The sequence below is a fragment of the Roseivirga sp. UBA1976 genome, from assembly GCF_002336325.1.
GTDB lineage: Bacteria > Bacteroidota > Bacteroidia > Cytophagales > Cyclobacteriaceae > Roseivirga > Roseivirga thermotolerans.
This window is the reverse complement of the sequence record NZ_DDDQ01000137.1, coordinates 1-23,606: the sequence shown is the minus strand read 5'-3', so window position 1 is coordinate 23,606 and position 23,606 is coordinate 1. Positions and strand designations below refer to the sequence as shown.

The following is a 23,606-nucleotide window of genomic DNA, read 5'->3' as shown; positions in this document are numbered from 1 at the left end:
CCCACGTTACCACCAATGAAGTAACCACCGTTGAGGGTATAGTCTACCTGCAATGCCCAGCCCTGAGACTCTACATTACCATCGGCATTTATGTCGAAACCGAAACGTTGAGTACGTACACTTCCGTCTATAATCTGCTGTCTCACGGCATCGCTATCGTTTACTTTGGCTCCGGTTAAGCCATTTGGAATAGCCTGTGTAAAGTCGATTTCAGCTATGAAATCAGAATAACGACTGTAATAGTAATAAGCATCAATGAGCAGGCGCCCGTCCATGAAAAGGCCTTTATAGCCTACTTCGAACGTGTTTACTTTTTCTGTTTTAAATTCATCGTCTACTCTCGACTCGAGTTCGAAGTCGGCTGTATTGCCGGTTGCTCTGGCTCTTTGCACACTTTCTGTAGTGTAGGTATTCTGAGGAGAGAAGTTATAGCGGTTTACAAGCAGGCTGTTGCTACCTACAAGTCTTCTGGTTACCACATCCAGATCAATGAATTGATCTTGAGTGGTAGGAATTCGGAAACCTCTTTGGAAAGAACCTCTAAAGTTGTGGTTACCAGATACTGTACCTACAGCAGAAATTCTTGGAGAAAGCTGGCCTTCGAAGTTTTCGTTCTTATCGTATCTCAAAGAACCCTGAAGTTTCAGGTTGTCATCCATAAAGCTTTTAGATACCTGGGTATATGCTCCCCATTCGTTATAGCTTATTTCTTCTCCGTTGTTGTCCAAAGCAAAGAGAGTACCTTCTGAGTTAAGGCTGTATCTTCTCCAGTTGGCTCCAACCACTACATCGGCCCAGTCGATACGCTCACCTAAATCCCAGCTTCCTTCCACATGCCATAAGCCTGACTTATCGAGGAATTTGGCACCGCCATCGGCTATTGAGCGAGCTCTTAGGGCAGTGGCCAGATTGTCGAACTGAGCCGAACCGGGTTGCGGCTGGGCAGCATCGGCTGCCTGACGACCAGCGGCATGAGCGGTTTCTATATCGGCTCCCTGCAAACGAGCTCCACCAAAAGCAGTAAGGTATGGCTCAAGGTAAGTGGCCTGGTTGATTAGAGAAGCAAGCGTGTTGGCTGCGTAGCTGTCTCCTGAGTTTTCTTGTGTGGTATAAGCCCTGGCATAGAATTCAGAGCCTTTCAGTTCTACTTTGGCTGTAGAAATAGTGAAGTCGTCTAAAACGAAACGGTCGTTGGCAGTGTAAACTGTGCTTCCTGCACCGTAGTTGAATTGTCCGAATAGTTCAAGTTTATCGTTGAGGCGATAGTGTAAGGCACCACCTAGTTTAATGCTTTCGGTGGTGTTGTCTACAAACGAGTTTTCGGTAAAACCGGTAGGCGTAAAATATCCATCAATATTATCAGGGAACAGGGTTCTGATGCCTGGTAGGGTAGTGTTTCCTCCGGCAATGGCAATGTCGGCAATTTGGCCTACGGTAATTCCAAAGTCTCCATATACGTTCACACCATCATAAAAACGGTTATTTCCTCTCTGCTCGGCTCCTCGCTCTACTACTCCGGCTGTGGCAAGTCCCTGGTCTCTGGTGTCGTGTCCTACAAAGTCTCTGGCGGTGAGATAAGAACCGGTTACTTTAAAAGCCAGGCGGTTGTTGAAGGCTTTTGCCCAACGGAAGCCATAATCCTGATAAAGTTCTTGTTGCTGATTGGTGTCGCTGTATTCTACATTGTTTAACCCGGTTTTTATATAGGCACTAAAGCCCTGATAATCAAAAGGGTTTTTAGAGTTGAGCAACAATATACCATTGATGGCATTGGGGCCATATAGCGCAGATGCAGCACCGGGTATCAATTCGGCAGACTCAAGGTCTAAATCGTTGATTCCTACAATGTTACCTACGGCAAAGTTTAGACCAGGAGCCTGGTTGTCAATTCCATCTATCAGTTGAACGAAGCGGGTGTTGCCGTTGGCTCCGAATCCTCTGGCGTTGATGGATTTGAAGGTTAAACTTTGCGTACTGAAATCAATACCTTTCAAGTTGGCCAGACCCTCGTAAAAAGATGGGGCGGCCGTTGTCTGAATATCCAGAATGTCGAGTTTTTCGATGGATACGGGAGAGGTAAGTATATTTTCTTCTATCCTGGAGGCCGAAACTACTACTTCCTGCCCGAAGATTACCTGCTCTACCATGCGTATCTCCAAACCTGTGACGTTGGATTGTGTGATTTCTAATTCCTGAGGTGTGTAGCCTACATAGGAAAAGATAAGTGTTATTGGTGCTGCCTGATTGACAGTAAGGTTAAAATCACCTTGTGCATTGGTAATTGTACCAACCACCCGGTCTTTGACCCGTATGTTCACCCCGGGAAGAGTTTGCCCGTTGGCATCGTCTATTACCCGGCCGGAAATTCTGACTTGATCCTGCGCTACTGCCGTAATCGTTTGCATGATAAGCAGGACCGGTATCAGGCCTTTAAAAATTTTCTTCAAATTCTTCATATTCAGGTTTTTGAAACAAATAAAGTTTGGCAAGACCTATGGAGTTGAGATATAAACCATAGGCATCAATCCAAAAATACAATGTTTTTGATCTTTAAAAAGCCAATGCATCAAATTTATTCGTCATGCATAACAATATGAGTATTGGCTGTTTCTGCGAATTTTTGACTTCTAAGAAATTATTGTTGTCCGTTTTGACCCAATTCTTCCTCCAGATGTTTTACCAGTTTGTCGCAGAGCCTGTTCATGGCGGTAGACATGAATTCATCGCCCGTAGAGTTGAGTATGCTTTGCGCCAATCCGCCCAAGCAGTCTACGTAAAACCTTTTCATTTCATCTACCGGCATTTCTTTGTTCCACAGGTCTATGCGCAGGGTGCTCATGGTATTGTGGTCCCAAATGGCGAGATTAAATGCTTTGGTTTCTTCCTCACCGGGTATGTCTTTGTCGGTGGCGTCCCAGGTAATGGTTTCAGGAATTGAGTCTTTGTCTAGTTTTATTCTGAGTTTGATTTCTGATTCTTTCATAGTAGCGTTTCTGTATTAGTTTCGTTTCATTTCAGGAATTTCTCCTTCTATTATTAATCGGCCACTGGTGGCTTCTTTAATTTCTTCTACACTTACACCGGGGGCTCTTTCCAGGAGTTTAAATCCACCTTCAGGAAGTACATCCAGTACCGCTAAATCGGTGACTATCTTTTTTACACAGCGAATACCGGTAATGGGTAGTGTGCATTCTTTCAGAAGCTTGGATTCGCCCGATCGGCTGCGGTGTTGCATAGCCACAATAATGTTTTCGGCAGAAGCCACCAGATCCATGGCTCCCCCCATACCTTTCACCATTTTACCCGGGATTTTCCAGTTGGCTATGTCTCCGTTTTCAGATACTTCCATGGCACCCAGTATGGTAAGATCTACGTGCCCGCCACGAATCATGGCGAAGCTTTCGGCTGAGCTGAACAGGGAGGAGCCGGGTAGGGTGGTAACGGTCTGCTTGCCGGCATTAATAAGGTCGGCATCAACTTCCTCTTCTTCCGGAAAAGGGCCAATGCCTAGTAAACCGTTTTCTGATTGAAGCACTACATTGATGTGTTCGGGAATAAAATTAGCCACTAAGGTGGGAATGCCTATTCCTAAATTAATGTAGGTTCCGTCTTGAACTTCTTGTGCTATGCGTTTTGCTATTCCTATTTTGTCTAGAGGCATGTTTTGAAAATTTGAAGATGTGTCAATTTGATGATTTGCTGAGTATGATGACAGTTGAAAGCACTTCTGAAAAGTGTACTGAACCTTGGTGCCCGTTCCGAAAATTGTAACTACTAACACCGTTGCTCTTTGGGCTTCCAGTTAAGAAAATCTGCCTGCTTTTGTTATTGAGAGGTTCTGCTGACCTCCTGATTTTATAAAGCGTAAGGGCTGCTTTTAGGTTTTCTGTAACTGTTTGCATCTGTGCTTGTTTAGTGCATCGTATGATTCTCGGGGTATTCAATCATCAAATCATTTGATTTTTGTGGTTCTCTGTTCAATTCGTTTCTCATAATTAACTCCCTGAAAGATTCGCTGAACGAAAATACCCGGGGTATGGATGTGGTTGGGGTCTAGTTCTCCAACCTCAACGAGCTCTTCTACTTCGGCAATGGTAATTTTGCCGGCCGTGGCCATCATGGGGTTAAAGTTTCTGGCTGTTCCTTTAAAGATCAGATTGCCAGCCTTGTCGCCTTTCCATGCTTTCACAATTGCGAAATCGGCTTGCAGCCACGATTCGAGCAGGTACATCTTTCCGTTGAATTCTCTTACCTCTTTGCCTTCGGCCACCTCGGTGCCAAAGCCTGCCGGAGTATAAAAGGCAGGTATGCCCGCTCCACCGGCTCGTATTCGTTCGGCCAATGTACCCTGAGGAATAAGGTCTACCTCCAGCTCACCGGAGAGTAACTGTCGCTCAAACTCTGCGTTTTCTCCCACATAGGAGGAGATCATTTTTTTAACCTGTCGGGTCTTGAGCATGAGCCCGATACCGAAATCATCGACCCCGGCATTGTTAGATATACAGGTGAGTCCTTTTACTCCCTTTTTTACCAATGCAGCAATGCAGTTTTCCGGAATACCACACAGGCCAAAGCCTCCAAGCATGAGTGTGGCATTGTCTGGAATGTCGGCAATGGCTTCATCGGCATTGTTGACAACCTTGTTGATCATAGTGATGAGTTTATAGTTTACTTAGGCGCTGGCTCACTGCCTCTTTATCGGTTTTTAGCTGTGCTTTGAGTGCATCGAGCGAGCTGAACTTAATTTCCTTCCGAATCAAATCTACAAATTCAATGGCAATCTCGCTTTCATAGATGTCCTCATCGAAGTCAAAAATGTTTACTTCAATGGTTTTATGGTCTCCGCCAATGGTGGGGCGTTGCCCGATGTTGAGCATGCCATTGTATTTTTGGTATTCGATGCATACGCGCACGGCATATATTCCATCGGCCGGAACTAGCTTATAGTTTTCTTTTACCTGAATGTTGGCAGTAGGATACCCCAACGAGCGGCCTATTTTGTTGCCGTGCACCACCCGACCGGATAGCGTATAGGTTCGGCCCAAAAGGTTGGTGGCCAGGTGTACATCGCCTACTTCCAGAGCCCTGCGTATTTTGGTGGAGCTTATTCCAATTTCGTCTATGTCTTGTCGGGGTATTTCTTCTACCTCAAAGTCATACTTAGGGGCGAACCGGTGTAGCTCTTCCAGGCCTCCACTGCGGTCTTTCCCAAAGCGATGGTCATAGCCGATTATTATTTTTTTTGTGCCTATTCGTTCATGGAGTATCACCCGAACGTATTCTTCCGGACTCATTTGAGAGAACTCCTGAGTGAAAGGTATTTTTATCAGGTGGTCTACCCCGTGCTGTTCGAGCAGATTGGCTTTTTCTGGAAAAGTAGAAAGCAATTGCAATGAATGATCCCAAGGTTTTAAGACTAACCTTGGGTGTGGCCAATAGGTAATGAGCACGGTTTCTCCGTTGAGCCGGTTAGCCTCCTCTCTTAATCGTGCGAGTATTTTTTGATGACCCAGGTGTACACCATCGAATGTGCCTGCTGTTACTACAGCATTCTTGATTTCCTCAATGGCTTCTGTACCCAGATGAATTTTCATGTGAGTTGTTTTAAATAATCAACCAGTTGGTCGAGTTGATGAGCATTTTCTACGCTAAACTGACCTATTCGCGTTCTTCTTAGGCTACTAAGGTGAGCGCCTACACCCAGGGCCTCTCCAAAGTCGTTGGCAAGGCTTCTTATATAGGTGCCTTTGGAGCATACTACTCTAAACTCTACCGTTGGCAAATCTACTTTGGTGAGCTCAAATTCGGAAATGACAACCTGCCTGGATTTGAGTTGAATATCTTCTCCTTTGCGAGCCAACTCATACACTCTTTTACCATCTACCTTAATGGCCGAATGAATAGGGGGTACCTGATTGATGGTGCCAAGAAACTGGTCTCTTGCACTCTCCAGATCCGTAATAGTGAGGTGTGAGGTTTGAACGGCCACGGATGGGGCACTTTCCAGATCGTAAGTAGGGGTGGTTTGTCCGAGCGTAAATGTGCCGGTGTATTCTTTTTCCTGCCCCATGAACTGCTCAATTTGCTTGGTCTTTTTGCCGGTGCAAATAATGAGAAGTCCGGTGGCCAGTGGGTCTAATGTACCGGCATGCCCCACTTTTTTAATTCGGATGTTGTTTCTCACTTTTTTCACCACATCGAACGAAGTCCATTCCAGTGGTTTATCGATAAGCAGGACCTGTCCGGCCAGAAAGTTTTCCTGTTTGGAGAGTTCCGGATCTAAATTGAGCATTAAATAAGGGAATAAACAATGGCAACTAGCCCTACCAAAACACAGTAGTAGCTGAAATACTTAAGTTGGCTGCGCTTAACTAGGGCAATCATCCACTGGCAGGCAACAAGACCTGACACAAAAGCGGCCACAAAACCTATCATTAGAAGCGAGGTATTTGTTTCGCTGGCACCCAAATCGCCACTTATAATGTCTTTGGCCATTTTGCCTAAAATAAGCGGCACTACCATGAGAAAGGAGAACCGAGCGGCTTTTTGCCTGTCTACTCCCAGAATAACGGAGGTAGAAATGGTGGCTCCGGAACGCGAAATGCCCGGTAATATGGCAATGGCTTGAGCTATACCAATGATAAATGCATTTTTATACGATACCGGATTGAGCGTATTTCTGGCTTTATCGGCCAAAAAGAGCAGGGCTGCCGTAATCAATAGCATGCAGCCTACGAGAAGAATTTGCCCACCAAAGAATTGCTCAATATGGTCTTCGAACAGCACGCCCACCAAGGCAGCCGGAACCATTGAGAGTACAATCTTTACTGAGAACCGAAATTCTTCATTGTTGCGAAAACGAAGCAAACCGGTTACTATTTCGGCTATGTCTTTTCTGAAAATAACCATGGTACTAAGGGCAGTGGCGGCATGTAGGACCACGGTCATCATCAGGCTTTCTTCAGGTAGGCTATTGTCTCCAAAAAGGGCTTTTGTAAGCTCCAGATGACCACTACTACTTACCGGCAAAAATTCTGTAAGCCCCTGAACGATGCCCAGAATAACGGCTTCGAACCAAGACATTATTTCGATTTTTTGAAAATGGCGAAGAATTCAATGATGAAACCGGCTACTATAATAATGGGCCCCAGAGTTAGACCAAGGAAGCCCTGACCATGCGGTTCTTTATCGAGCGACATAATGATGAAGCCCAGTAACAGTGTGCCCAGACCTATGAGCATCCATTTATAATTTTCTTTGCTAAATGCGAATTGACTTTTTTTCTTATCAGACATATCAATATAGTTCGTCTAAAGACATTCTTAAATATTTGTTCATGGCCCTTAGTGTGCTGAAATAGGCTATTAGAGCGCCTAAAATAATCAGAATGCCATAAAGAGCTAAAATAAGTTCTTGCTGTTGCAGTTGTTCAAGCCCTTCAATTCTGGCATTGGCGAATTGCTTAAGACCAAATAGTAGACCGGAAGCAATGAGTCCGGCAATGGCTCCATGCATAAGGGCTCTGCTTAGGAATGGCCGCTTAATAAACCCTCCTTTTGCGCCCACCAGCTGCATGCTTCTAATAAGAAAGCGTTGAGAAAACAGGGCTAACTTAATGGAGTTGTTAATTAGTAATACCACAATAATAATTAGCAGAGCGGCTAGCCCGGCCAGTATGAGACTAAGCTTGGCCAGGTTGCTGTTTATAGAGTCTACCAGGTTTTTAACATATGTGACTTCATATACGCCACTTATACCTTCAATTTGCTGAGCAATACTGTCTAACTGTGCATTGGTTTGGTACTCTTGCGCAACCTTTAGTGTGTAGGCATCGCGTAGCGGGTTTTCGCCCAGAAATTCGGAGAAGTCTTCTCCAGTTTCTTCAATGAATTTAGCGGCTGCTTCTTCTTTAGAAATAAAAGTTATGGGTGTAACACCATCTTCTTTCAGAATGTAGCTACTAGAGGTTAATTCGCTCTGAATCCGGTTTCTCTGGCTGTTAGACAGGTCTTTGTTTAAATATACCTGCAGCTCAATGTTTTGCTTTATAATGGAGGTGAGACGGTTGGCTTGTAGCACCATAATGCCAAACAAACCAATCACAAAAAGGGCAAGACTTGCGCTAAATACCACGCTTACATAGTGATAAGCTCCTAATTTTTTCTTGCGTTTGTGTTTTTTAGGTTCTCTAGCCAAGGACAGTGATTTTCGATCAAAAATAGTAATTAATTCATAAGGGTAACTGAGGGAAGATGTTAATATTGTTGAATAGGGCAAGGGGTGAACTGCTCATTGGTAAATCAGTCATTGATCTATAGTGAGGATTAATCAAGAGCCTTCTTTTTCAATCCTGTATGGAACCGTAGTGGTTTTAATGGCTAATTGCTGCCAATTAGAGGTAGGGGGGGTAGACCATATTTAGCAATTAGCCATGCTCTGCAATTAGTGAATGCCACTTGCCCGCAAAGGCGGCTCCCTGTATTCCAGATATACCTTGAATGCCGGGAAGTTAATGACTTCAGAACTTTCTTTGCCAAGTATAGCCTTTATTTGATAACAAGGGCCTGCGTGTAAGAGGAAGTCAACTTCATTGGCTCCTTCCAGATTGGTATTAATCAGATTTGTTCGGAGAAACTCCGCACCATCCCAATACAGTACGTCACAATGATTGTAGAAAAGGCCATAACTATCAAACAGTAATCCACAGATATACGGAGCTTCTTCCATGTCTTCTGTTACCTCGGGAAGTTCAAAATGAATATTGAGTTCTTTGAATTTGAAATGCTCATATACGGGTTCCTCATGGTTTTTAAACAGAGGCTGAAAACCGACAACGGTACGGTTGGCCTCTTCTTTGGCCAGATTGAGTCCGATCATTTCATCAACCACCATATCTTTTTCCCTAACCACATACATGGCTTCATCTCTCGTAGTGGGGTCCGGGTGGACAGTGCTTTTATCAACAACGCCTATCCATAAATGGTCATAGCCCTCAATGATTTCTGACTTAGGATTGATGCTGTAGACTGGTGGGTTTTTAATTTTCCCATTGTAGCCCAGTTCGTCAAGAGACAGGTCAATGTCGAAACGGTCGGGGTCGGGTAAATATCTGTTAAGTGAAAAGGTCAAAGCCAGATAGCTGGCTATTTCTGCCTGGCTTGATCTGTATACCCGATGGTATGTGGACCGGCACAAAGACTCCATGTCTACTTGCTTTGGATTCTTTTCTAACTTATAGTCATAAGTTCTTTTTAAAAAGCTGTCCGTTACTTTGCCATTACGGGAGTCCTTCACTTCTACGCTAAGAGTAGATTTCCTCCAGTCTGACCATTCCTTTTCAACCGTAGTAAAATATTCCTTATAGCGCTTGTAACATGCGGTCAGATCGTTGTACCATTCTACGACCGAGCTTTTTTGCTTATTGGCTTCTGGTTCATACAGATCTAATCCGTGGGTGAGCCTTTCTCTTAGTATGGCCAGGTGTATGTGGGAGAGTATAGAGATTATAGGGACTAAATGAATTCTGTTTTTGCTGTCTGTTAGTTTAGATTCGAGGCTTACGGCCTGCCCTAAGGCCACCGTTAACACCTGAGAATTTTCTCTTAACCCTTTGTTTGGAGAGTACTGAGCTACTTGTCTCATGAGAGCATTCAATTCATTTTTGCGTTCAAAGAGCTCTTGGTCAAGTATGGCTTTGTCGATAGCTTCATACACCTGTTCTTTAATCAGGTCCCAGATGTTTATTTTGTTAGGGTCTTTTGGCCATAGCAGGGAGGTTATAGACGCAGCTATTCCGCCAACTTTAGGTATTGCTTTTTCAATACCTATGACAATTCTTCTTGCTCTGTTATTTGGAGTGTCGGTTATAAACGGAGTACCCTGGGTTAATAAATCACCGGCTTCAAGGGAACTGGAACTTTGATTCATTGTGCGTATTTTATGTTTTTGAACGAGAGGCATAAATAAAATGTCTTACCTCTTTATCCTATCAAATTCTGATGTTTGGTCTTTTCTTTAATGAGGAATGGTATAAGGAAGTGGACCGCATAGCTGAAGGATGAGTTGTGGTGGGGTAGTTATTCGAAGACTATGTCGTTGGTAGGTAGTTTCATTTTCGAAAAGAGCTCTTTTGGGGAGTAGCTGGTCATTTTTCGGCACTCTTTAATGAAGTGTGATTGATCATAATAACCGAATTCAAGCGCATCAATAAACTTCATGTTAGGTCGGTTTTTTAGCTTGCGAGAGGCGTTTTGGAACCGAATGACTTGCCACAGCTCTTTGGGGGCAAGATTAAATTCCTTCCGAATCCATCTTTCCATCGACTTTTCGGACATATGCATGCTATCCGCAAGTTCGGCCACTTTAAATTTGCCTGTTATGCTGCTTTCTATAAGACTTACAACCCGGTCTATTTTTTCGTCAACCGAAAATTTATCCAGCGAATGGCCGATGGTGCTATCAAGTGCATCAACCTGAATGGCAGTATTGCTTTCCGATAGTTCGGAGAGAATATTTTCCCGGGCGGTTGGTGGAATCAGCTTAGAAGTATCAAAACTCTGCCAATTGGTAAGCAGGCCACTGAACAATGAAAGCCCGAGAATGTTCAGATTCAGTTTAATATTCAAACAAACAAGACAGGAGGGTATGTGGTAGAATGAAGCCTGATTGGTAGCTGGCAGAATACCGGAGCTTCCCGCCCAAATAAATGATTCGGAGTCAACATCCCACTGGTGAAACCCTCCCTTTTTGACAAAATAGCATTCAATCTTCGCATTGGGTATGGTTTTAAGAAATGCCGGCTCACTAATGATAAAGAACTGATACCTGTCAACGTATTTGGAGACAGCGGGGAGTTTCGGTCGTTCTTCAATGAGTATCATTTTGTCTGATTCTTACAATTTTTTAGCTGAGCTCTCTTGTACGTTTGTATAAACTTAAAATTCGCGTATGAAAAAACAAGGACTAATATGGCTTATGTTCTCTCTGATGTTCGCAGCACAGGCTCAAACGAAAATCGAATTAGCAGGAGGTGTAACCGGAAAGCGATTTTCATTAAAAATGGATTGGGGTAATCTCAATTATGAAATATTCGGAGAGGGCGATCCATTGTTAATCCTTCATGGCAATGGAGGTTCGGTAGAAGGGAAATACGCGATGATTCCATCGTTGCTGGAGCACTACCAGGTAATTGCTATTGATAGCAGATGCCATGGTCGTAGTGGCTGTCCGGATGGAGATTTAGACTACTTCCAAATGGCTGAAGATGTACACGCAGTAATGAAAGTTTTGGCACACAAGAAATACAGCATCTGGGGGCATAGTGATGGTGGTATTCTAGGTTTAATTATTGGTTACAGATATACCTCTGAAGTGGATAGAATGTTGATTTCAGGAGCCAACACCCGGTTGTCCGGACTAAAACCGGAGCTTGTGGCTATGATGAGCAATTACCAACAAATACCTGATGCCACTACTAAAAAGCATCTGGCACTTATGGTAAACCAAAAGGAAATACCGATGGATAGTCTTCGGAAAATCAATGTTCCTGTAATGCTTATGGTAGGCGACCGGGATGCTGTGCGCATGCAGCATACCATGGAGATATTTGAGGCATTGCCAATGTCTAATTTATGTGTTTTGCCTGCAACAACGCACTTTATAGGCAATGATAGGCTCCATCATATTATATACTGGCTCAAAGAATTTAAAAAGCCGTTTTCGGCACCATCAACTATAGAAGTAGCCAATGCAATGGCCGAATCACTAATGGGTAACTAAGGTGCTTCCGGTCCATAAGCTGCAATCTCTTCAATTTTGCAAACGGGCAATTTAAATCGGTACGGAAGGCTTGTATATACGGAGTCTTTTGTGCCGATTGTTGCCTGTTCTACGCGTTTTAATTGACCCGAACCACCTGCTTGTCGGCAATGGCATAAACCGCATCGTCTTTTTTAATATTTATTTTGGCCGTACCAGTAAAGTGGCCAAAGGCAGGCAGCAGGCCGTTGCGTCCGCCAAAGTAAAAGCAGGGGAGACGCAGTGACTGACGCCCTTTGCCGTAGAGCTTTACTGCCGGATGAATGTGTCCGGCCAGATTATAGAGTTCAGTTTCTTCAGGAATATGGCTCAGATGAAAAGGCGGAATGCAAAGTGTTTCACTCACCTGAAGGTTAGGGATTTGGTAGTTACGAGCATCGAGTACATCATGATTGCCCAGTACCAAGCTGAACTGCAAAGGAGCCTTGCTCTTCATCCAACGTCTAAAAACCTCCCAGCCCTGGTTGTGGTCTGAATGAAAGAGGTCGCCCAGAAAAATGACCTGCTCCGGAGCAAAGCGCGCAATAAGCTGGTCTAGCAGATGAATATCTCTGGTATGAATAAGGTCAGAGACAGGAATACCCGATTTGCGAAAATGCCCCGCTTTGCCCAGGTGCAGATCGGCTAGAATCAGATACTTTTTATCTGCCCAGAATATTCCTTTTTCGGGAATCAATACCAATCTTTGTCCTAATAACTCATGCACCATTGGTCAACAATTCGCAAGGCTCTGCGTTTTGTGTGAAAAACAAGTCTTAAAGATATGAACACCATTATGAAATACTCCATTCTATTGCTCACACTTTTGACTGTTATGTCCAACTCCGTTCAGGCTCAGTCGGCTGACGATGTTTTGGGCTTTTGGCTTACCGATGACGGAATGGCCAAAATAGAGATCTATAAAAAAGAAGGTAAGTACCATGGCAAAATTGTTTGGCTCAAAGAGCCCAATAACCCGGATGGTACACCAAAGCTCGATACTGAAAACCCGAAAGAAGAACTTCGCAAACGCCCTGTTTTGGGCTTGGACCTGGTAAAAGGTTTTGTGTTCGAGGATGGCGTGTGGGAAGATGGCGAAATTTATGACCCCAACAATGGCAAGACCTACGATTGCCGTATGAAACTGAAAGGCAACAAGCTGGAAGTGCGAGGCTATATTGGCCTTTCTATGTTTGGCCGCACTGTGGTGTGGACAAAAGTGAAGTCTTAACTAACTCAAAAATCGATTACGATTCCTAACGAGGGTAGAATACTCGAATTGTCTATGCCTTCAATAAGCACCAGTTGCCGGGGAGTGGTTATATTTCCCTGAGTATCTCTGTTCAGACCATACTCCGGTTCATTGGGAATATCTTGGCCAAATGCGTTTTGCAGTTCTAGAAATACATTGAAGGTCCACCGGCTGAAGTTCCATTTTTTGTCAATACGAATGTCGGTTTGATTGAAGGAATTGAGTCTTACTGAGCCCAGTTGGTCATAGTCTTTGATTATGGCCGGATAGTTTTCCAGAGTAGCATTCCTGTCTACGGGAGCGTAAGGAGTGCTACCCAGGTAGCGCATTCTGGCGCTTAATTCCCAGTTGTTGCCAAACTTGTAGCCTCCCGTAAAAGTGAGCAGATGGTTACTGTCCCAAGCACTTGGCCTGTAAACACCATCGAGCCCCGTAAACTCGCTCTTGTACCAGGTATAGGCCAGTATGGCATAATAGTTATTGGTAAACTTTTTCTGATAAAGAAATTCCATTCCATAGGTTCTTCCTTCACCAGTACTGCTCACATTTTCATTTCCTAACACCGAAAAATCGCCACCTAAATTGGCGAGCGACACCCTTTGTTCAAGGGACACGGGGTAGTTGTCGTATTTTTTATAAAAGCCTTCCAGAGTAAATCGTGAAGATGGGTTTAGTAAATACTCGAGCCCCAATACCGCATGGTTGCTTCGGATATACTCCGTATTTTTATTGACGAGTGAACCTGCCTGACTATAACCCAAAATGGTGTAAGGCGGAATTTTATAGTATCTGCCCAGCGAGGCATTTACCGACCATTTCTTTAGAGCATCGAAAGTGTAGCTGGCAGATGCCCTGGGGCTTAGGGTTTGCCAAAAGTCATTGCCGGACTCAGTAAAACTGTTGCCATCTACTCTAATTCCGAGCGAGTATTTTAAACGATCGTCAGGTGAAGTGGAAGAAGCTTGAAAAGAGACTCCGTACTTAGTGAAGGATATTTGGTTCTCGAAATTGTTATTGTTCACTAAGTCTAAGCTATTGTTTTCGTAGCTCACAAATTGCAAGCCGGCAGAGCTTACCAAGGTCCAATTTCCTTTAAAACGGGTGCTGTTATACCTAAATTTAGTTTCGGATTCGGTCGATAAATTTTGCAGGTAAAGTCCCGTTTGGTTCTCATTGTTTTCGAACCTTCTAAAGTCATTACTCAATCTATTGTTACTCAATGAAAACGTGCTAAACCCTTTGCCGTATTTGTTTCTTCGTTTCCAGCTTACACCAATGGTATTGGTTTGTTGTTTAATCACCGGTACCTGGTCTAGCGTGGCCTGTTGTTCTTCATCATATTCATCGGGCACGTTAATACTGAAATCATCAACTGACCCCACTCCGGTAATGATGATTTCATTGTACTCATCTACAGCATGAGTCAGTTTATACTGGTAGTCCCAATAGTCGGGTAAAAAAGGAAGGTCCAGAGCCTGGAAAAGAAATTGCAGGTAAGACCTTCTGGCAGAAGCTATGAAGGAAGTTTTAGAAGTCTCGTTTTCGCCTTTAAATAATGGCCCCTCAAAGGTTAAGGCACTTTCGCTGCTGCTAAGCCTAAAGTTTGTTCTGAACTCCCTGTTGTTTCCGTTTCTCTGATCGAACTGAAGAACACCGGACAGAGCATTGTCATATTGCGCAGCAAAGGCCGAAGTAGAAAGTGTCACTCCCTCAAAGAAGCTTACATTGAGCAGACCAACCGGGCCACCGGCACTGCCTTGGGTTGCAAAGTGATTGATGTTCGGAATTTCAATTCCATCTAAATAATAAACATTTTCATTGGGTGCTCCACCGCGAATAATGATGTCGTTTCTAAAACCACCAACCGAACCCGATACTCCGGGCAGAGATTGTACAACCTTTGCTATGTCATTATTTCCGCCCGGATAAGTAGCAATTTCTTCCCGCGAGAGCTTTTGGATAGAAAGGGGAGTCTCTTCAATTTTCTGAAACGGGTTGGCCATTACTACTACCTGGCCCAATTCTGAGATGGTTTCTTTTAGTTCAAAATTCACGTCCGGATTTCCTCCCGAACGAATTACTATGTTGAATTTGGTTTGCGTTTCGTACCCTACGAAAGAAACTTGCAGTGTAAAAGTTTTTGTAGGTAAGTTTTCCAGGGTGTAAAAACCCTCCGCATTGGTAATGGCTCCGGTTTGTAATTCGAGCACCTGCACCGTGGCTCCGGGTATAGATTCTCCGGTTTTGGCATCGGTCACATATCCGGAGAGGTTGCCTTTATTTTGATAGGCCGACAGAGGCAGGCCCACCCATAGCATCAACAGAAAAAATAGATGTCGCATAGAATAGTTTACATGAGACAAACTAAGGGAGCATAAAAGGGTTTGAGACTTTCTAATTTATTTGCTTTCAGCCTGAGGTGTAAAGAGCTTTTTATCGGCTATAAAGGTTCCAAAAGGTAAAAGCGAGGCAATAAGCGCCAGAAAAGTCTTCCACATGGTCCACGCTTCTTTGCGCCCCACAAACATTACAAAAGAGCAATAAAGCACGAAAAGCACTCCATGAGCCAGGCCAACCGGGTAGGTGGGTTCAGGTATGTTGAACCAGTATTTAAGGGGCATACAAATTCCTAAGAGCAGAAGGTAGGAGACACCTTCCAGTATAGCGAGTAATTTCAGTGTTTTGAGCATCAGTTCTTTTGTGTCCGGCCGTAAATCTCAAACCTCAAATGCCAAATTGCAAGCTCCGGCCTACAAATCATAAATCCCGGGTCTCAAATTGCAGAACTTATGGCCGCTCCTAGATTTCAACTGTTTTTTTAAGGTTGAATGTGTTAGTATTGAAGAAGATTAAAAACGAAAACTATCTATATGAAAAAGGTCTTATTCCTATCGGGTTTGTTAACGCTGATTTTCGCCCACAACGGGCAGGCGCAAGACAAGCTCAAAAATATGCCAGGATACGAGCAGTATCAGAAAATGGCACCACAGCTGCGCGGTTCGGTAGACTACGGAACCATTTCTGCCAATTGGAGTGACGATGGCACCAGCTTTCAGTATGTGAAGGATGGTAAGCTTTGGAAGTACGATGTAAAGAAGAAAACTACCGAAGATTTAGGGACTCCTCCAAGACCGGAAAGAAGAGCCTGGAACCGTCCGGCCAGAGGTCGTCAGTACGCATCGGCCGATTCGCCCAATGGGCAATTAAAAGCATTCCATAAAAATAGAAACATGTACATCAGTAATGCCGATGGCAGCAATGTGCAGGCCATTACTACCGATGGCAACATGGAAAATAAATTAAAGTACGGTATTGCCACCTGGGTGTATGGTGAAGAACTAGGGCAAAATACCGCTATGTGGTGGTCGCCCGATAGTAAAAAAGTGGCCTTCTACCGATTCAATGAGCAAGGCGCGAAGCAGTATTACGTTTTGCTGGATCAGCTCAAATTGTACGATTCACTGGAAGTAATGTCATACCCTAAAGTAGGTGAGCCCAATCTTCCGGTAGACCTAATGGTATACGACCTTGAAACCAAGAAAACTACTCTTCTCGATACCCGAGGCGGAAAGTCTTTTGAAGACGGGCCTTTAGGAACTTATCTCTATGGTGTGGAGTGGACTCCCGATGGTAAGGAGTTGCTTTTTCACAGCACCAACAGAAAGCAAGATATTATGGAGCTTAGAGCGGCCGATCCGGTAACCGGTAAAAGCCGCACTGTGGTAAGAGAAGAGTGGTTGCCCAGCTTTACCAAGAATACACCGGAAATGCGGTGGTTAAAAGATGGTAAGCGTTTTATCTGGGCTTCGGAAAGAACCGGCTTCAATAACTATTACCTCTATAATATTGATGGTACTTTGGAGGCAACTCTGACCCAACACCCCTTTGAAGTAGCCGGAATAGAAATGGTTGACGAGAAGAAGGGAGAGCTCTACTACATGGCAAGAAGTGGTGAAAACCATATGAAAATGCAACTGCACAGAGTGAGACTGGATGGTACCAAAGATACCCGCCTTACCGATCCGGCATACAATCATTCCGTCACTATTTCGCCTGACGGTAAGTACTTTATCGATATTGCCCAAACACACAATATTCCTCCCTTTACCAATTTGGTAGACAGCAAAGGCAAAGTGGTGGCCGAATTGGCTAAGAGCGATATTAGCAAGTTTGAGCAACTTGGATTCAAAAAAGTAGAGGCATTCACCTTTACCGCAGCCGATGGGAAAACTGAACTGCACGGTTTGCTTCATTTTCCGTCAAACTTCGATCCCAATAAGAAGTACCCACTAATCTTGGCCAACTACGGAGGGCCGGCTACCAACGAGTTTAGAGAAACCTTTACCTTGCCAAACCCACTTACTGAATATGGATTTCTGGTGGTAGATGTTGATGGTAGAAACGTGAGAGGGCGTGGCAAGCGAATGCTCGATGAAATATATGGCAAGCTTGGTCAGGTAGAAATGGACGATTTTGCAGAAGGTATAAAATCACTTTATAACCGACCCTATTTCGACAAAAACAGAGTGGGTGTATATGGCACTTCCTACGGTGGAACAACTGCAGCTACCTGTTTGCTGAGACATCCTGATGTGTTCCACGCAGCAGTGGCCAACTCGGCCGTAACCGACTGGAGATATTACGACAATATTTACACCGAGCGTTACATGAACTTGCTGGAAAATAACCTGGAAGGCTATGAAAAATTCAGTTTGATGAATCAGGCCGATAAGCTGCAGGGAGAAATTATGATTTTCTTTGGTACCAGCGATAACAATGTACACCCGCAAAATTCTCTTGCTTTTATTGATGCTTTGCAGAAAGCCAGAAAGAGCTTTGAGGTGCAAATTGGCCCGGATCAGGGACACACAGCCATGGACTCGGAGCGAATGATGGAGTTCTTTATTGAACATCTGGTAATGAAAAACGGAATGGCACTCGAGTTAAAGAGGTAAGCTGTATAAACACTTGTTGATCAAAGGGATGTTGTTAATCCGTGAACGGATTGGCGGCATCCCTTTTACTTTTTAACTTAAAGTCTCTGGAAGACCAAATGCATGGCCTTTGTTTCCGAAAATAGTATACCGATTGTCATGACCGGGCAGTGTAGTGAGCGGGAAACAGAGGTTTGCCGGCTTCTTTTAATGCCATAAAGCAGAACCATGAGCAAAACAATAAACAACACCATACTACAAGACACCAGTGAGTTGATCAGGGGCCTGGAGGCATTGGCATATCCCTCTCATGAGTGGTCTCGCGACAATGGAACCAATCGTTACTCAGCCCTTCGTCTCTGTTATCATCTAATGACCCGCGATGGAGTGAGTTACGATGGTAAAGTAAGGGCGAAAAACGCCATGCTTATGGAAAGTGCCTTTGAAGGTATAGCCAAAAACCTGGATAAGTCGTTGAGCGATAGGTTGCGTGAAAGACTGAATCCCATTACACTGGAAACAGAGCAGGAGTCAAAGCTCACTCACAAGAGTATAAATGATGCAGCCAACTACTTTCAAGACTGTGTCGATGGTTTGCTAAGTGATTTCAGGAAAGGTGGCCCATTTGGGGGTGGTCTCAGCAATATTGAGAAATACCTTTTTAAACCGGTGCAAATTCAACTTCCTCCCCAAGATGCTCTGGCCGATCTTTTAGAAGATAAGCAGGTTACCGGCAGGCGATTCTATGCGGCCATATATCAACATGAAAAGGTGTTGAGCAAAGTGAAACACTGGGTTGAAAACGGAAAGTTCAGTGCCGATGAGTATGGGCTTTTCTTTACGCTTTTTCGCATAAAGTTGAGTGAATACAAGAGTATTTACCTTACCCAGGAAAATATGCTGGAAGACTGTCATTACGAGCCTGATAGTCTTCGCGGTGAGATTTTAAGCCGTATACCTCAAGAGCATGGCCAGGAACCCAATTACCATCGGTTATTGGAAGAAGGTATGTATACCGTGTGGTTAGGTAAGCAAAACCAACACATTTTACAGATGAGCGGTTTTGAGATTCCTTCCATACTCAATGTGGCTTTGCAGCAAAATGATAAAGCCAAGTTTCTGGAAAAGGTGTTGGACTTTAGTCAGTCTGACTTCAAGGAACAATACAATAAGGCTATTGAAATTATTTCAAAAGTGAAAGTGCGTAACATGGATGAGTTCCGAAAGAATCTTCATGCCGGACTTTACAGCGCAAGGGGAAGAGAAATGTTCCTGTCAGATAATAACAACTGGGTGTTTATTTCCGATGGTCAGGAATTGGCCGATTTTTGCATGAATAATGTGAAGATAATGGCTGAAGATATGGTTACTGAAGGATCTATTACGGGAATTATTGGTGCCCTGGCCAGAATTGGAGTAAAAGCCTTTGGGAAAGGAGTGAGAGGGGCTACTTCTGTATATAAGTCTTTTGGCAATGAGATACTGACCATGACCAAAGACAATAGAAATATAAAAATTGACCAGATTTTTGAATAAGCCTAACCGGTAAATTCCAGTTGCATCCTTGCAATTCGTTCGGAGAGCATTTCTGTGGTGAATTTTTCGCGCAGGCGGTCTACCATAATTGGAAAGCAGAATGGAGTGGGCTTTCGCAGCTTTCTTACAATTATTTTTTGCTGGTTAATAAGGCGTAATGATTCGGTAAGTCTGGAGCGCTCGAACTGCAGGCTCAGCACTTCTTCATCGGCCTGTTTGAGCAACAGGTTGTTGGGGTCGTAGTCTTCAAACACTTTGTAAATCATGGTAGAAGAGGCCTGTAAATGTTTAAATGACATGCCTTTGCCTGGAAAACCCTGAAAAATCAGTCCTGCTATAGTGGCAATGTCCCTGAATTTGCGCTTGGCCATTTCTGTGTTGTTAATACTGGCCTTAATGTCTTCCAGCAAATACTCCATAGAAAACAGGTCTAGCTCCAGAAAGTCTTCTATTTCAATATCTTGATCGGTAAGCAATTCGAAACCATAGTCATTAGAAGCAATTGAAAAAGAAATGGGTTGACTTACTGAAATGCGGTATGCCGTAAGGGCAGCCAATACCTCGTGGACATACTTCCCCTCAAACGGGTAGATATAGATGTGAGTACCTTCATCAGACTTTATTTGCTCAATGAGTAGCTCATTCTGCCTTGGAATAGCCGAAAGCTTGCCTTGTTTCTCCAACAATGGCTTTATGCAGTTCATCTCGGGGCCTTCGAATTTTCCCACGGAAGCATCATGGATTTTCTTTCGGAGTTGATTGGAGAGTAGCGATGTGAATGAGGCTTTTCCACCTCCCCAACGAGGAATGGGGCCGGTTTTCTTCTTCGATTTACGCACATGGGCAGTGAGGTCTTTGAATCTGACCAACTCCAGATTAATGCCCGCAAACCAAAACGTGTCACCTATTTTGAGTGAGGAAATAAAGCTTTCTTCCACCGTTCCGATATAAGCTCCCGATAGGTATTTAACTTTTACTACCGGGTCTCCCACAATGGTACCCATAGAAAGCCGGTGCCGCATGGCTGTTCTCCTGTCGCTTACCTTATAAAGTCCGTCAGGCATTATTTCCACCTTGGCGAACTCATCGTAGGCACTGAGCGAATGCCCTCCCGTGGTTATAAATTCCAGGCACCATGCCCATTCTTTATCTGTGAGCCCCTTGTAGGCGTGGGTGCTTTTGATCTGACGGTGTATTTCTTCGGGGTAAAAACCCGGCCCCACGGCTAGTGTTACCAGGTATTGAACCAACACATCATAGCAGTTGAGCAATGGCATGCGGCTTTCAAACTGCTCTTGCTCAATGGCTTCTTTGAGTACTGCGGCTTCTATTAGTTCAAGCGAATGTGTAGGTAGAAAATAGATTTTACTGGTAGCTCCCGGGCGGTGGCCGCTACGGCCGGCCCGCTGGAAAAAACGTGCCACACCTTTGGGGCCTCCAACCTGAATAACCATGTCTACCGGCCGGAAATCTACCCCAAGATCGAGCGAGGAGGTACAAACCACACACTTTAACTTTCCGGCATGCAGTGCCTCTTCTACCCACTGTCTCACAGCCAGATCGAGCGACCCATGATGCATGGCCACCAGTCCGGCTAGCTCCGGTGCCTGATCCATCATTTTCTGGTACCAAATCTCTGTTTGCGACCGTACATTGGTGAAGAGAAGCGTAGAAGTATTGGCCTCCAATATGGGTAGTATTCTTGGGAGCATGTTCAACCCCAGGTGTCCCGTCCACGGAAGGGTGTCTACATGGTCGGGTAGCAATGTTTCTACCTCAATTTTTTTGTCTATATCAGCTTTAATAATGGCGCAATCTCTGAACTGATCGCCCAAAAGCACCTGTGTGGCTTCTTCAAGATTGCCAATGGTTGCAGAAACGGCCCAGGTTTGGATGGGTTTATGGTTCAGGTGTCTGAAATAGGCTAGGGCAAGCTCCATTTGTACCCCGCGTTTGCTTCCTACCAATTCGTGCCATTCGTCTACCACAATGGTTTTTAAATTTTTGAAGAGTTTGGGAGCATCTTTTTGAGCCAACAGTACATGAATGCTCTCCGGAGTGGTAACCAAAGCCTGAGGCATAGTTTTCATTTGATTTTGCCGCTCTTTGGTAGAAGTGTCTCCCGTACGCAAACCAACCTGCCAGTGCAGTCCCATTTCATTACTGGCCATTTGCATGGCATTGCGAATATCCTTGGCCAACGCGCGCAAGGGAGTGACCCAAAGCACTTGCAAACCGGTGGTTTTGGAAGAGTTTTGCAAGGCCGCCAATACACAGCCCAGCCAAATGGCATAGGTCTTCCCACTTCCGGTTGGCGCATTTAAGAGACCACTTTTGCCCTGTAGCAAAGCTTGCCAGCAGTCTTGCTGAAAGGCATGGGGTTGCCAACCTTTGGCATTGAACCAGCGCTGAGCGGCAGTAAAATCAAATGTAGTTTTTGAAGTCATTCAGGGAATAAGCTTTTGAAAATACTTAATTCCTGAACCAATGAATATGTTTTGTGGCTGAAGATGTGTTGAGCACCACGAAGAACCGGAAAGCCGTTTAGAAGGTGGCTTTGTAGTCAATCCGCATGTTCATGAGCCTGAGCGTGCCGTTTGTGGCATTTAGTTTTAAGGCACCACCATTATAATAGCCTAACTTCTTGTTTACTTTTATTATTACCAGATACTCCTTGTTGTTAGTGTCAATCTGGTAAAAGCCTGATTTGTTAGGGATTATGATAAACTTTGGTTTTACTTCTTTCTTCTCCAGCAATTTTAGATCATAAAATTTGGTGCCGTCTTTTTCTATCATAGCGGCCTGCAACTGGTCCAGTTTAGAAGTTTCGAAAAAGTAGAGTTCGTTTCTTACCGTATCAGGTGCATTTGTTTTGCCATCAGTAGAGGGCATAAAATCTCCTTCAAACTTTAGTACATGGCCATGATAACCGTTTATAATGGTTGGAGAGGTGATTTTATTGCTCATTTTTACTTTATAGGAGAAGTAGAAATTGTCTTGTTGAGGCACGCTGTCCTTCTTACAAGAAACTGCAAAAACGGCAAGTATGAGTCCGATAAGGGCAACTCTTATTTTCATGTAGTTTTCCTTTTAAGGCCACGAAATAAATAAATTCTGTGGCTAATACAGCAGATATAACAGTTAAAGATTACTAAAAGCCGTTTTCACACAATGTCTGTTGGCTAGACTCTGGGGATGATTTATGTATATTTTTTTAAAAGTGGGTAAAATATTGACTGATTTAACAAACGATTCCGTAAAAATTGATTAATCAGGTTTATAAATAATGCTATATGTGATAAGTTAATAATCAAAAGTAGTGAATTAGGTTTGTTTCCAATTTGCTAATGATTTCAGAAGCTTAAGAAGTTGCCCCAATGAAGAAGATAGTTTTTACAGACCTTGATGGTACCTTGTTAGACCTTAAAAGTTACTCGTATGCCCGGTCCAGAGAGGCCGTAGAGTTTCTTCAAAACCGTGAGATTCCTTTAGTTTTTTGCAGCTCAAAGGCCAGGGCTGAGCAGTTGGCCTATCAGGAAGCTCTGGGTGTTCATCATCCGTTTATTGTGGAAAACGGATCAGCCATATACATTCCTAAAGGGTATTTTAAGCAGCCTATCCCATTCAATACTTATCACATCAATCAGTTTGAGGTGATTGTGGTTGGTGAACCTGTAGAAACAATTCGAGAGGCAATTGCGAATCTTAGAGAAAACTTGCGACTTTCTTTTCTCTGCTATTGCGATTTACCGGCCGAAGAAGTTTCTATGTACTTGGGTATGGATCTTAATTCGGCCAGAAGGGCCATGCAACGTGAGTTTTCAGAGAGCATACTTCAGGGCTCACTCTCCCAGCGCTTTTTCACGGAGCTAGATAAGGTGGGCTTCAGAAGTATTCCCGGTAGCCGCTTTCAAACCATAGTTTCCAAACAGGCCCATAAGGGCAGAGCCATTGAGCTGCTATTAAAACTGTACGAGCAGGAGTGGGGTGAGGTATGGAGTTATGGAATTGGCGACCATGTGAATGACTACGAAATGTTTAAGGCGGTAAATGAGCCTGCGCTTGTACAACGCCCAAACGGAGAATGG

Annotated in this window: 21 protein-coding genes; 5 read left to right on the top strand and 16 right to left on the bottom strand. The window is 44.0% G+C overall.

The window, feature by feature from the left end:
• From B3763_RS13575 to B3763_RS13525, 11 genes are all read right to left on the bottom strand, one after another.
• Positions 1–2,456: TonB-dependent receptor (locus tag B3763_RS13575; protein ID WP_286747268.1), on the bottom strand; the 2,456-nt coding region annotated here is incomplete at its 3' end.
• Positions 2,457–2,635: 179 nt separating this feature from the next.
• Positions 2,636–2,983: a gliding motility protein GldC gene (gldC, locus tag B3763_RS13570; RefSeq protein WP_189630948.1), complete on the bottom strand. Its 348-nt coding sequence runs from the start codon at positions 2,981–2,983 to the stop codon at positions 2,636–2,638.
• A gap of 15 nt (positions 2,984–2,998) precedes the next feature.
• A complete protein-coding gene (locus B3763_RS13565; protein WP_286747266.1) occupies positions 2,999–3,661 on the bottom strand; it encodes a 3-oxoacid CoA-transferase subunit B in 663 nt (220 codons plus the stop codon).
• Between the two features lie 291 nt (positions 3,662–3,952).
• A complete protein-coding gene (locus tag B3763_RS13560; RefSeq protein WP_189630950.1) occupies positions 3,953–4,651 on the bottom strand; it encodes a CoA transferase subunit A in 699 nt (232 codons plus the stop codon).
• A gap of 10 nt (positions 4,652–4,661) precedes the next feature.
• Entirely contained in the window at positions 4,662–5,594 is a 933-nt protein-coding gene (locus B3763_RS13555) for a bifunctional riboflavin kinase/FAD synthetase (RefSeq protein ID WP_189630951.1), read from the bottom strand.
• Positions 5,591–6,292 (bottom strand): tRNA pseudouridine(55) synthase TruB, encoded by a 702-nt coding sequence (gene truB / locus B3763_RS13550; protein ID WP_286747263.1) that lies wholly within the window; start codon positions 6,290–6,292, stop codon positions 5,591–5,593. The genes B3763_RS13555 and truB overlap by 4 nt, the downstream gene beginning before the upstream one ends.
• The gene (locus tag B3763_RS13545) at positions 6,292–7,083 is read right to left on the bottom strand and encodes an undecaprenyl-diphosphate phosphatase (protein ID WP_286747261.1); all 792 of its coding nucleotides are present in this window, start codon (positions 7,081–7,083) and stop codon (positions 6,292–6,294) included. The genes truB and B3763_RS13545 overlap by 1 nt, the downstream gene beginning before the upstream one ends.
• A complete protein-coding gene (locus B3763_RS13540; RefSeq protein ID WP_189630954.1) occupies positions 7,083–7,295 on the bottom strand; it encodes a DUF3098 domain-containing protein in 213 nt (70 codons plus the stop codon). The genes B3763_RS13545 and B3763_RS13540 overlap by 1 nt, the downstream gene beginning before the upstream one ends.
• A gap of 1 nt (position 7,296) precedes the next feature.
• Positions 7,297–8,196, bottom strand: a complete 900-nt coding sequence (locus tag B3763_RS13535; protein WP_189630955.1) for a cell division protein FtsX — start codon at positions 8,194–8,196, stop codon at positions 7,297–7,299.
• A gap of 246 nt (positions 8,197–8,442) precedes the next feature.
• Positions 8,443–9,927, bottom strand: a complete 1,485-nt coding sequence (locus tag B3763_RS13530; RefSeq protein WP_189630956.1) for a hypothetical protein — start codon at positions 9,925–9,927, stop codon at positions 8,443–8,445.
• Between the two features lie 149 nt (positions 9,928–10,076).
• A complete protein-coding gene (locus tag B3763_RS13525) occupies positions 10,077–10,880 on the bottom strand; it encodes a helix-turn-helix domain-containing protein (protein ID WP_286747256.1) in 804 nt (267 codons plus the stop codon).
• A gap of 67 nt (positions 10,881–10,947) precedes the next feature.
• Between B3763_RS13525 and B3763_RS13520 the strand changes: the two genes are divergently transcribed.
• The gene (locus tag B3763_RS13520) at positions 10,948–11,778 is read left to right on the top strand and encodes an alpha/beta fold hydrolase (RefSeq protein ID WP_286747255.1); all 831 of its coding nucleotides are present in this window, start codon (positions 10,948–10,950) and stop codon (positions 11,776–11,778) included.
• A 118-nt stretch (positions 11,779–11,896) separates the two neighbouring features.
• On the opposite strand, the gene pdeM is transcribed toward B3763_RS13520, so the two are convergent.
• Positions 11,897–12,526, bottom strand: coding sequence for a ligase-associated DNA damage response endonuclease PdeM (gene pdeM, locus B3763_RS13515; RefSeq protein WP_286747253.1), 630 nt, complete (start codon positions 12,524–12,526; stop codon positions 11,897–11,899).
• A 54-nt stretch (positions 12,527–12,580) separates the two neighbouring features.
• On the opposite strand from pdeM, the gene B3763_RS13510 reads away from it, so the two are divergent.
• Positions 12,581–13,027, top strand: coding sequence for a DUF2147 domain-containing protein (locus tag B3763_RS13510; RefSeq protein ID WP_229838702.1), 447 nt, complete (start codon positions 12,581–12,583; stop codon positions 13,025–13,027).
• Positions 13,028–13,032: 5 nt separating this feature from the next.
• Here the strand turns inward: B3763_RS13510 and B3763_RS13505 are convergent, their stop codons facing one another.
• Both B3763_RS13505 and B3763_RS13500 read right to left on the bottom strand, forming a co-directional pair.
• On the bottom strand, positions 13,033–15,390 hold the full coding sequence (locus tag B3763_RS13505) for a TonB-dependent receptor (protein WP_286747252.1): 2,358 nt from the start codon (positions 15,388–15,390) through the stop codon (positions 13,033–13,035).
• Positions 15,391–15,447: 57 nt separating this feature from the next.
• Positions 15,448–15,738 (bottom strand): DUF3817 domain-containing protein, encoded by a 291-nt coding sequence (locus tag B3763_RS13500; RefSeq protein ID WP_286747250.1) that lies wholly within the window; start codon positions 15,736–15,738, stop codon positions 15,448–15,450.
• A 180-nt stretch (positions 15,739–15,918) separates the two neighbouring features.
• Between B3763_RS13500 and B3763_RS13495 the strand changes: the two genes are divergently transcribed.
• Positions 15,919–18,003, top strand: a complete 2,085-nt coding sequence (locus B3763_RS13495) for a S9 family peptidase (protein ID WP_286747248.1) — start codon at positions 15,919–15,921, stop codon at positions 18,001–18,003.
• 207 nt (positions 18,004–18,210) lie between these two features.
• Positions 18,211–19,518: a hypothetical protein gene (locus B3763_RS13490; protein WP_286747246.1), complete on the top strand. Its 1,308-nt coding sequence runs from the start codon at positions 18,211–18,213 to the stop codon at positions 19,516–19,518.
• Positions 19,519–19,520: 2 nt separating this feature from the next.
• On the opposite strand, the gene B3763_RS13485 is transcribed toward B3763_RS13490, so the two are convergent.
• Both B3763_RS13485 and B3763_RS13480 read right to left on the bottom strand, forming a co-directional pair.
• The gene (locus B3763_RS13485) at positions 19,521–21,965 is read right to left on the bottom strand and encodes a ligase-associated DNA damage response DEXH box helicase (protein ID WP_286747244.1); all 2,445 of its coding nucleotides are present in this window, start codon (positions 21,963–21,965) and stop codon (positions 19,521–19,523) included.
• Between the two features lie 97 nt (positions 21,966–22,062).
• The gene (locus B3763_RS13480) at positions 22,063–22,596 is read right to left on the bottom strand and encodes a hypothetical protein (RefSeq protein ID WP_189630965.1); all 534 of its coding nucleotides are present in this window, start codon (positions 22,594–22,596) and stop codon (positions 22,063–22,065) included.
• Positions 22,597–22,895: 299 nt separating this feature from the next.
• On the opposite strand from B3763_RS13480, the gene B3763_RS13475 reads away from it, so the two are divergent.
• The coding region (locus tag B3763_RS13475; RefSeq protein WP_286747242.1) for an HAD-IIB family hydrolase at positions 22,896–23,606 on the top strand (711 nt) is incomplete at its 3' end.

Coding starts and splice junctions, on each gene's coding strand:
- gldC (WP_189630948.1), bottom strand. CDS start 2,983: ATGAAAGAATCAGAAATCAAACTCAGAATAAAACTAGACAAAGACTCA.
- B3763_RS13565 (WP_286747266.1), bottom strand. CDS start 3,661: ATGCCTCTAGACAAAATAGGAATAGCAAAACGCATAGCACAAGAAGTT.
- B3763_RS13560 (WP_189630950.1), bottom strand. CDS start 4,651: ATGATCAACAAGGTTGTCAACAATGCCGATGAAGCCATTGCCGACATT.
- B3763_RS13555 (WP_189630951.1), bottom strand. CDS start 5,594: ATGAAAATTCATCTGGGTACAGAAGCCATTGAGGAAATCAAGAATGCT.
- truB (WP_286747263.1), bottom strand. CDS start 6,292: ATGCTCAATTTAGATCCGGAACTCTCCAAACAGGAAAACTTTCTGGCC.
- B3763_RS13545 (WP_286747261.1), bottom strand. CDS start 7,083: ATGTCTTGGTTCGAAGCCGTTATTCTGGGCATCGTTCAGGGGCTTACA.
- B3763_RS13540 (WP_189630954.1), bottom strand. CDS start 7,295: ATGTCTGATAAGAAAAAAAGTCAATTCGCATTTAGCAAAGAAAATTAT.
- B3763_RS13530 (WP_189630956.1), bottom strand. CDS start 9,927: ATGAATCAAAGTTCCAGTTCCCTTGAAGCCGGTGATTTATTAACCCAG.
- B3763_RS13525 (WP_286747256.1), bottom strand. CDS start 10,880: ATGATACTCATTGAAGAACGACCGAAACTCCCCGCTGTCTCCAAATAC.
- B3763_RS13520 (WP_286747255.1), top strand. CDS start 10,948: ATGAAAAAACAAGGACTAATATGGCTTATGTTCTCTCTGATGTTCGCA.
- pdeM (WP_286747253.1), bottom strand. CDS start 12,526: ATGGTGCATGAGTTATTAGGACAAAGATTGGTATTGATTCCCGAAAAA.
- B3763_RS13510 (WP_229838702.1), top strand. CDS start 12,581: ATGAACACCATTATGAAATACTCCATTCTATTGCTCACACTTTTGACT.
- B3763_RS13505 (WP_286747252.1), bottom strand. CDS start 15,390: ATGCGACATCTATTTTTTCTGTTGATGCTATGGGTGGGCCTGCCTCTG.
- B3763_RS13500 (WP_286747250.1), bottom strand. CDS start 15,738: ATGCTCAAAACACTGAAATTACTCGCTATACTGGAAGGTGTCTCCTAC.
- B3763_RS13495 (WP_286747248.1), top strand. CDS start 15,919: ATGAAAAAGGTCTTATTCCTATCGGGTTTGTTAACGCTGATTTTCGCC.
- B3763_RS13490 (WP_286747246.1), top strand. CDS start 18,211: ATGAGCAAAACAATAAACAACACCATACTACAAGACACCAGTGAGTTG.
- B3763_RS13485 (WP_286747244.1), bottom strand. CDS start 21,965: ATGACTTCAAAAACTACATTTGATTTTACTGCCGCTCAGCGCTGGTTC.
- B3763_RS13480 (WP_189630965.1), bottom strand. CDS start 22,596: ATGAAAATAAGAGTTGCCCTTATCGGACTCATACTTGCCGTTTTTGCA.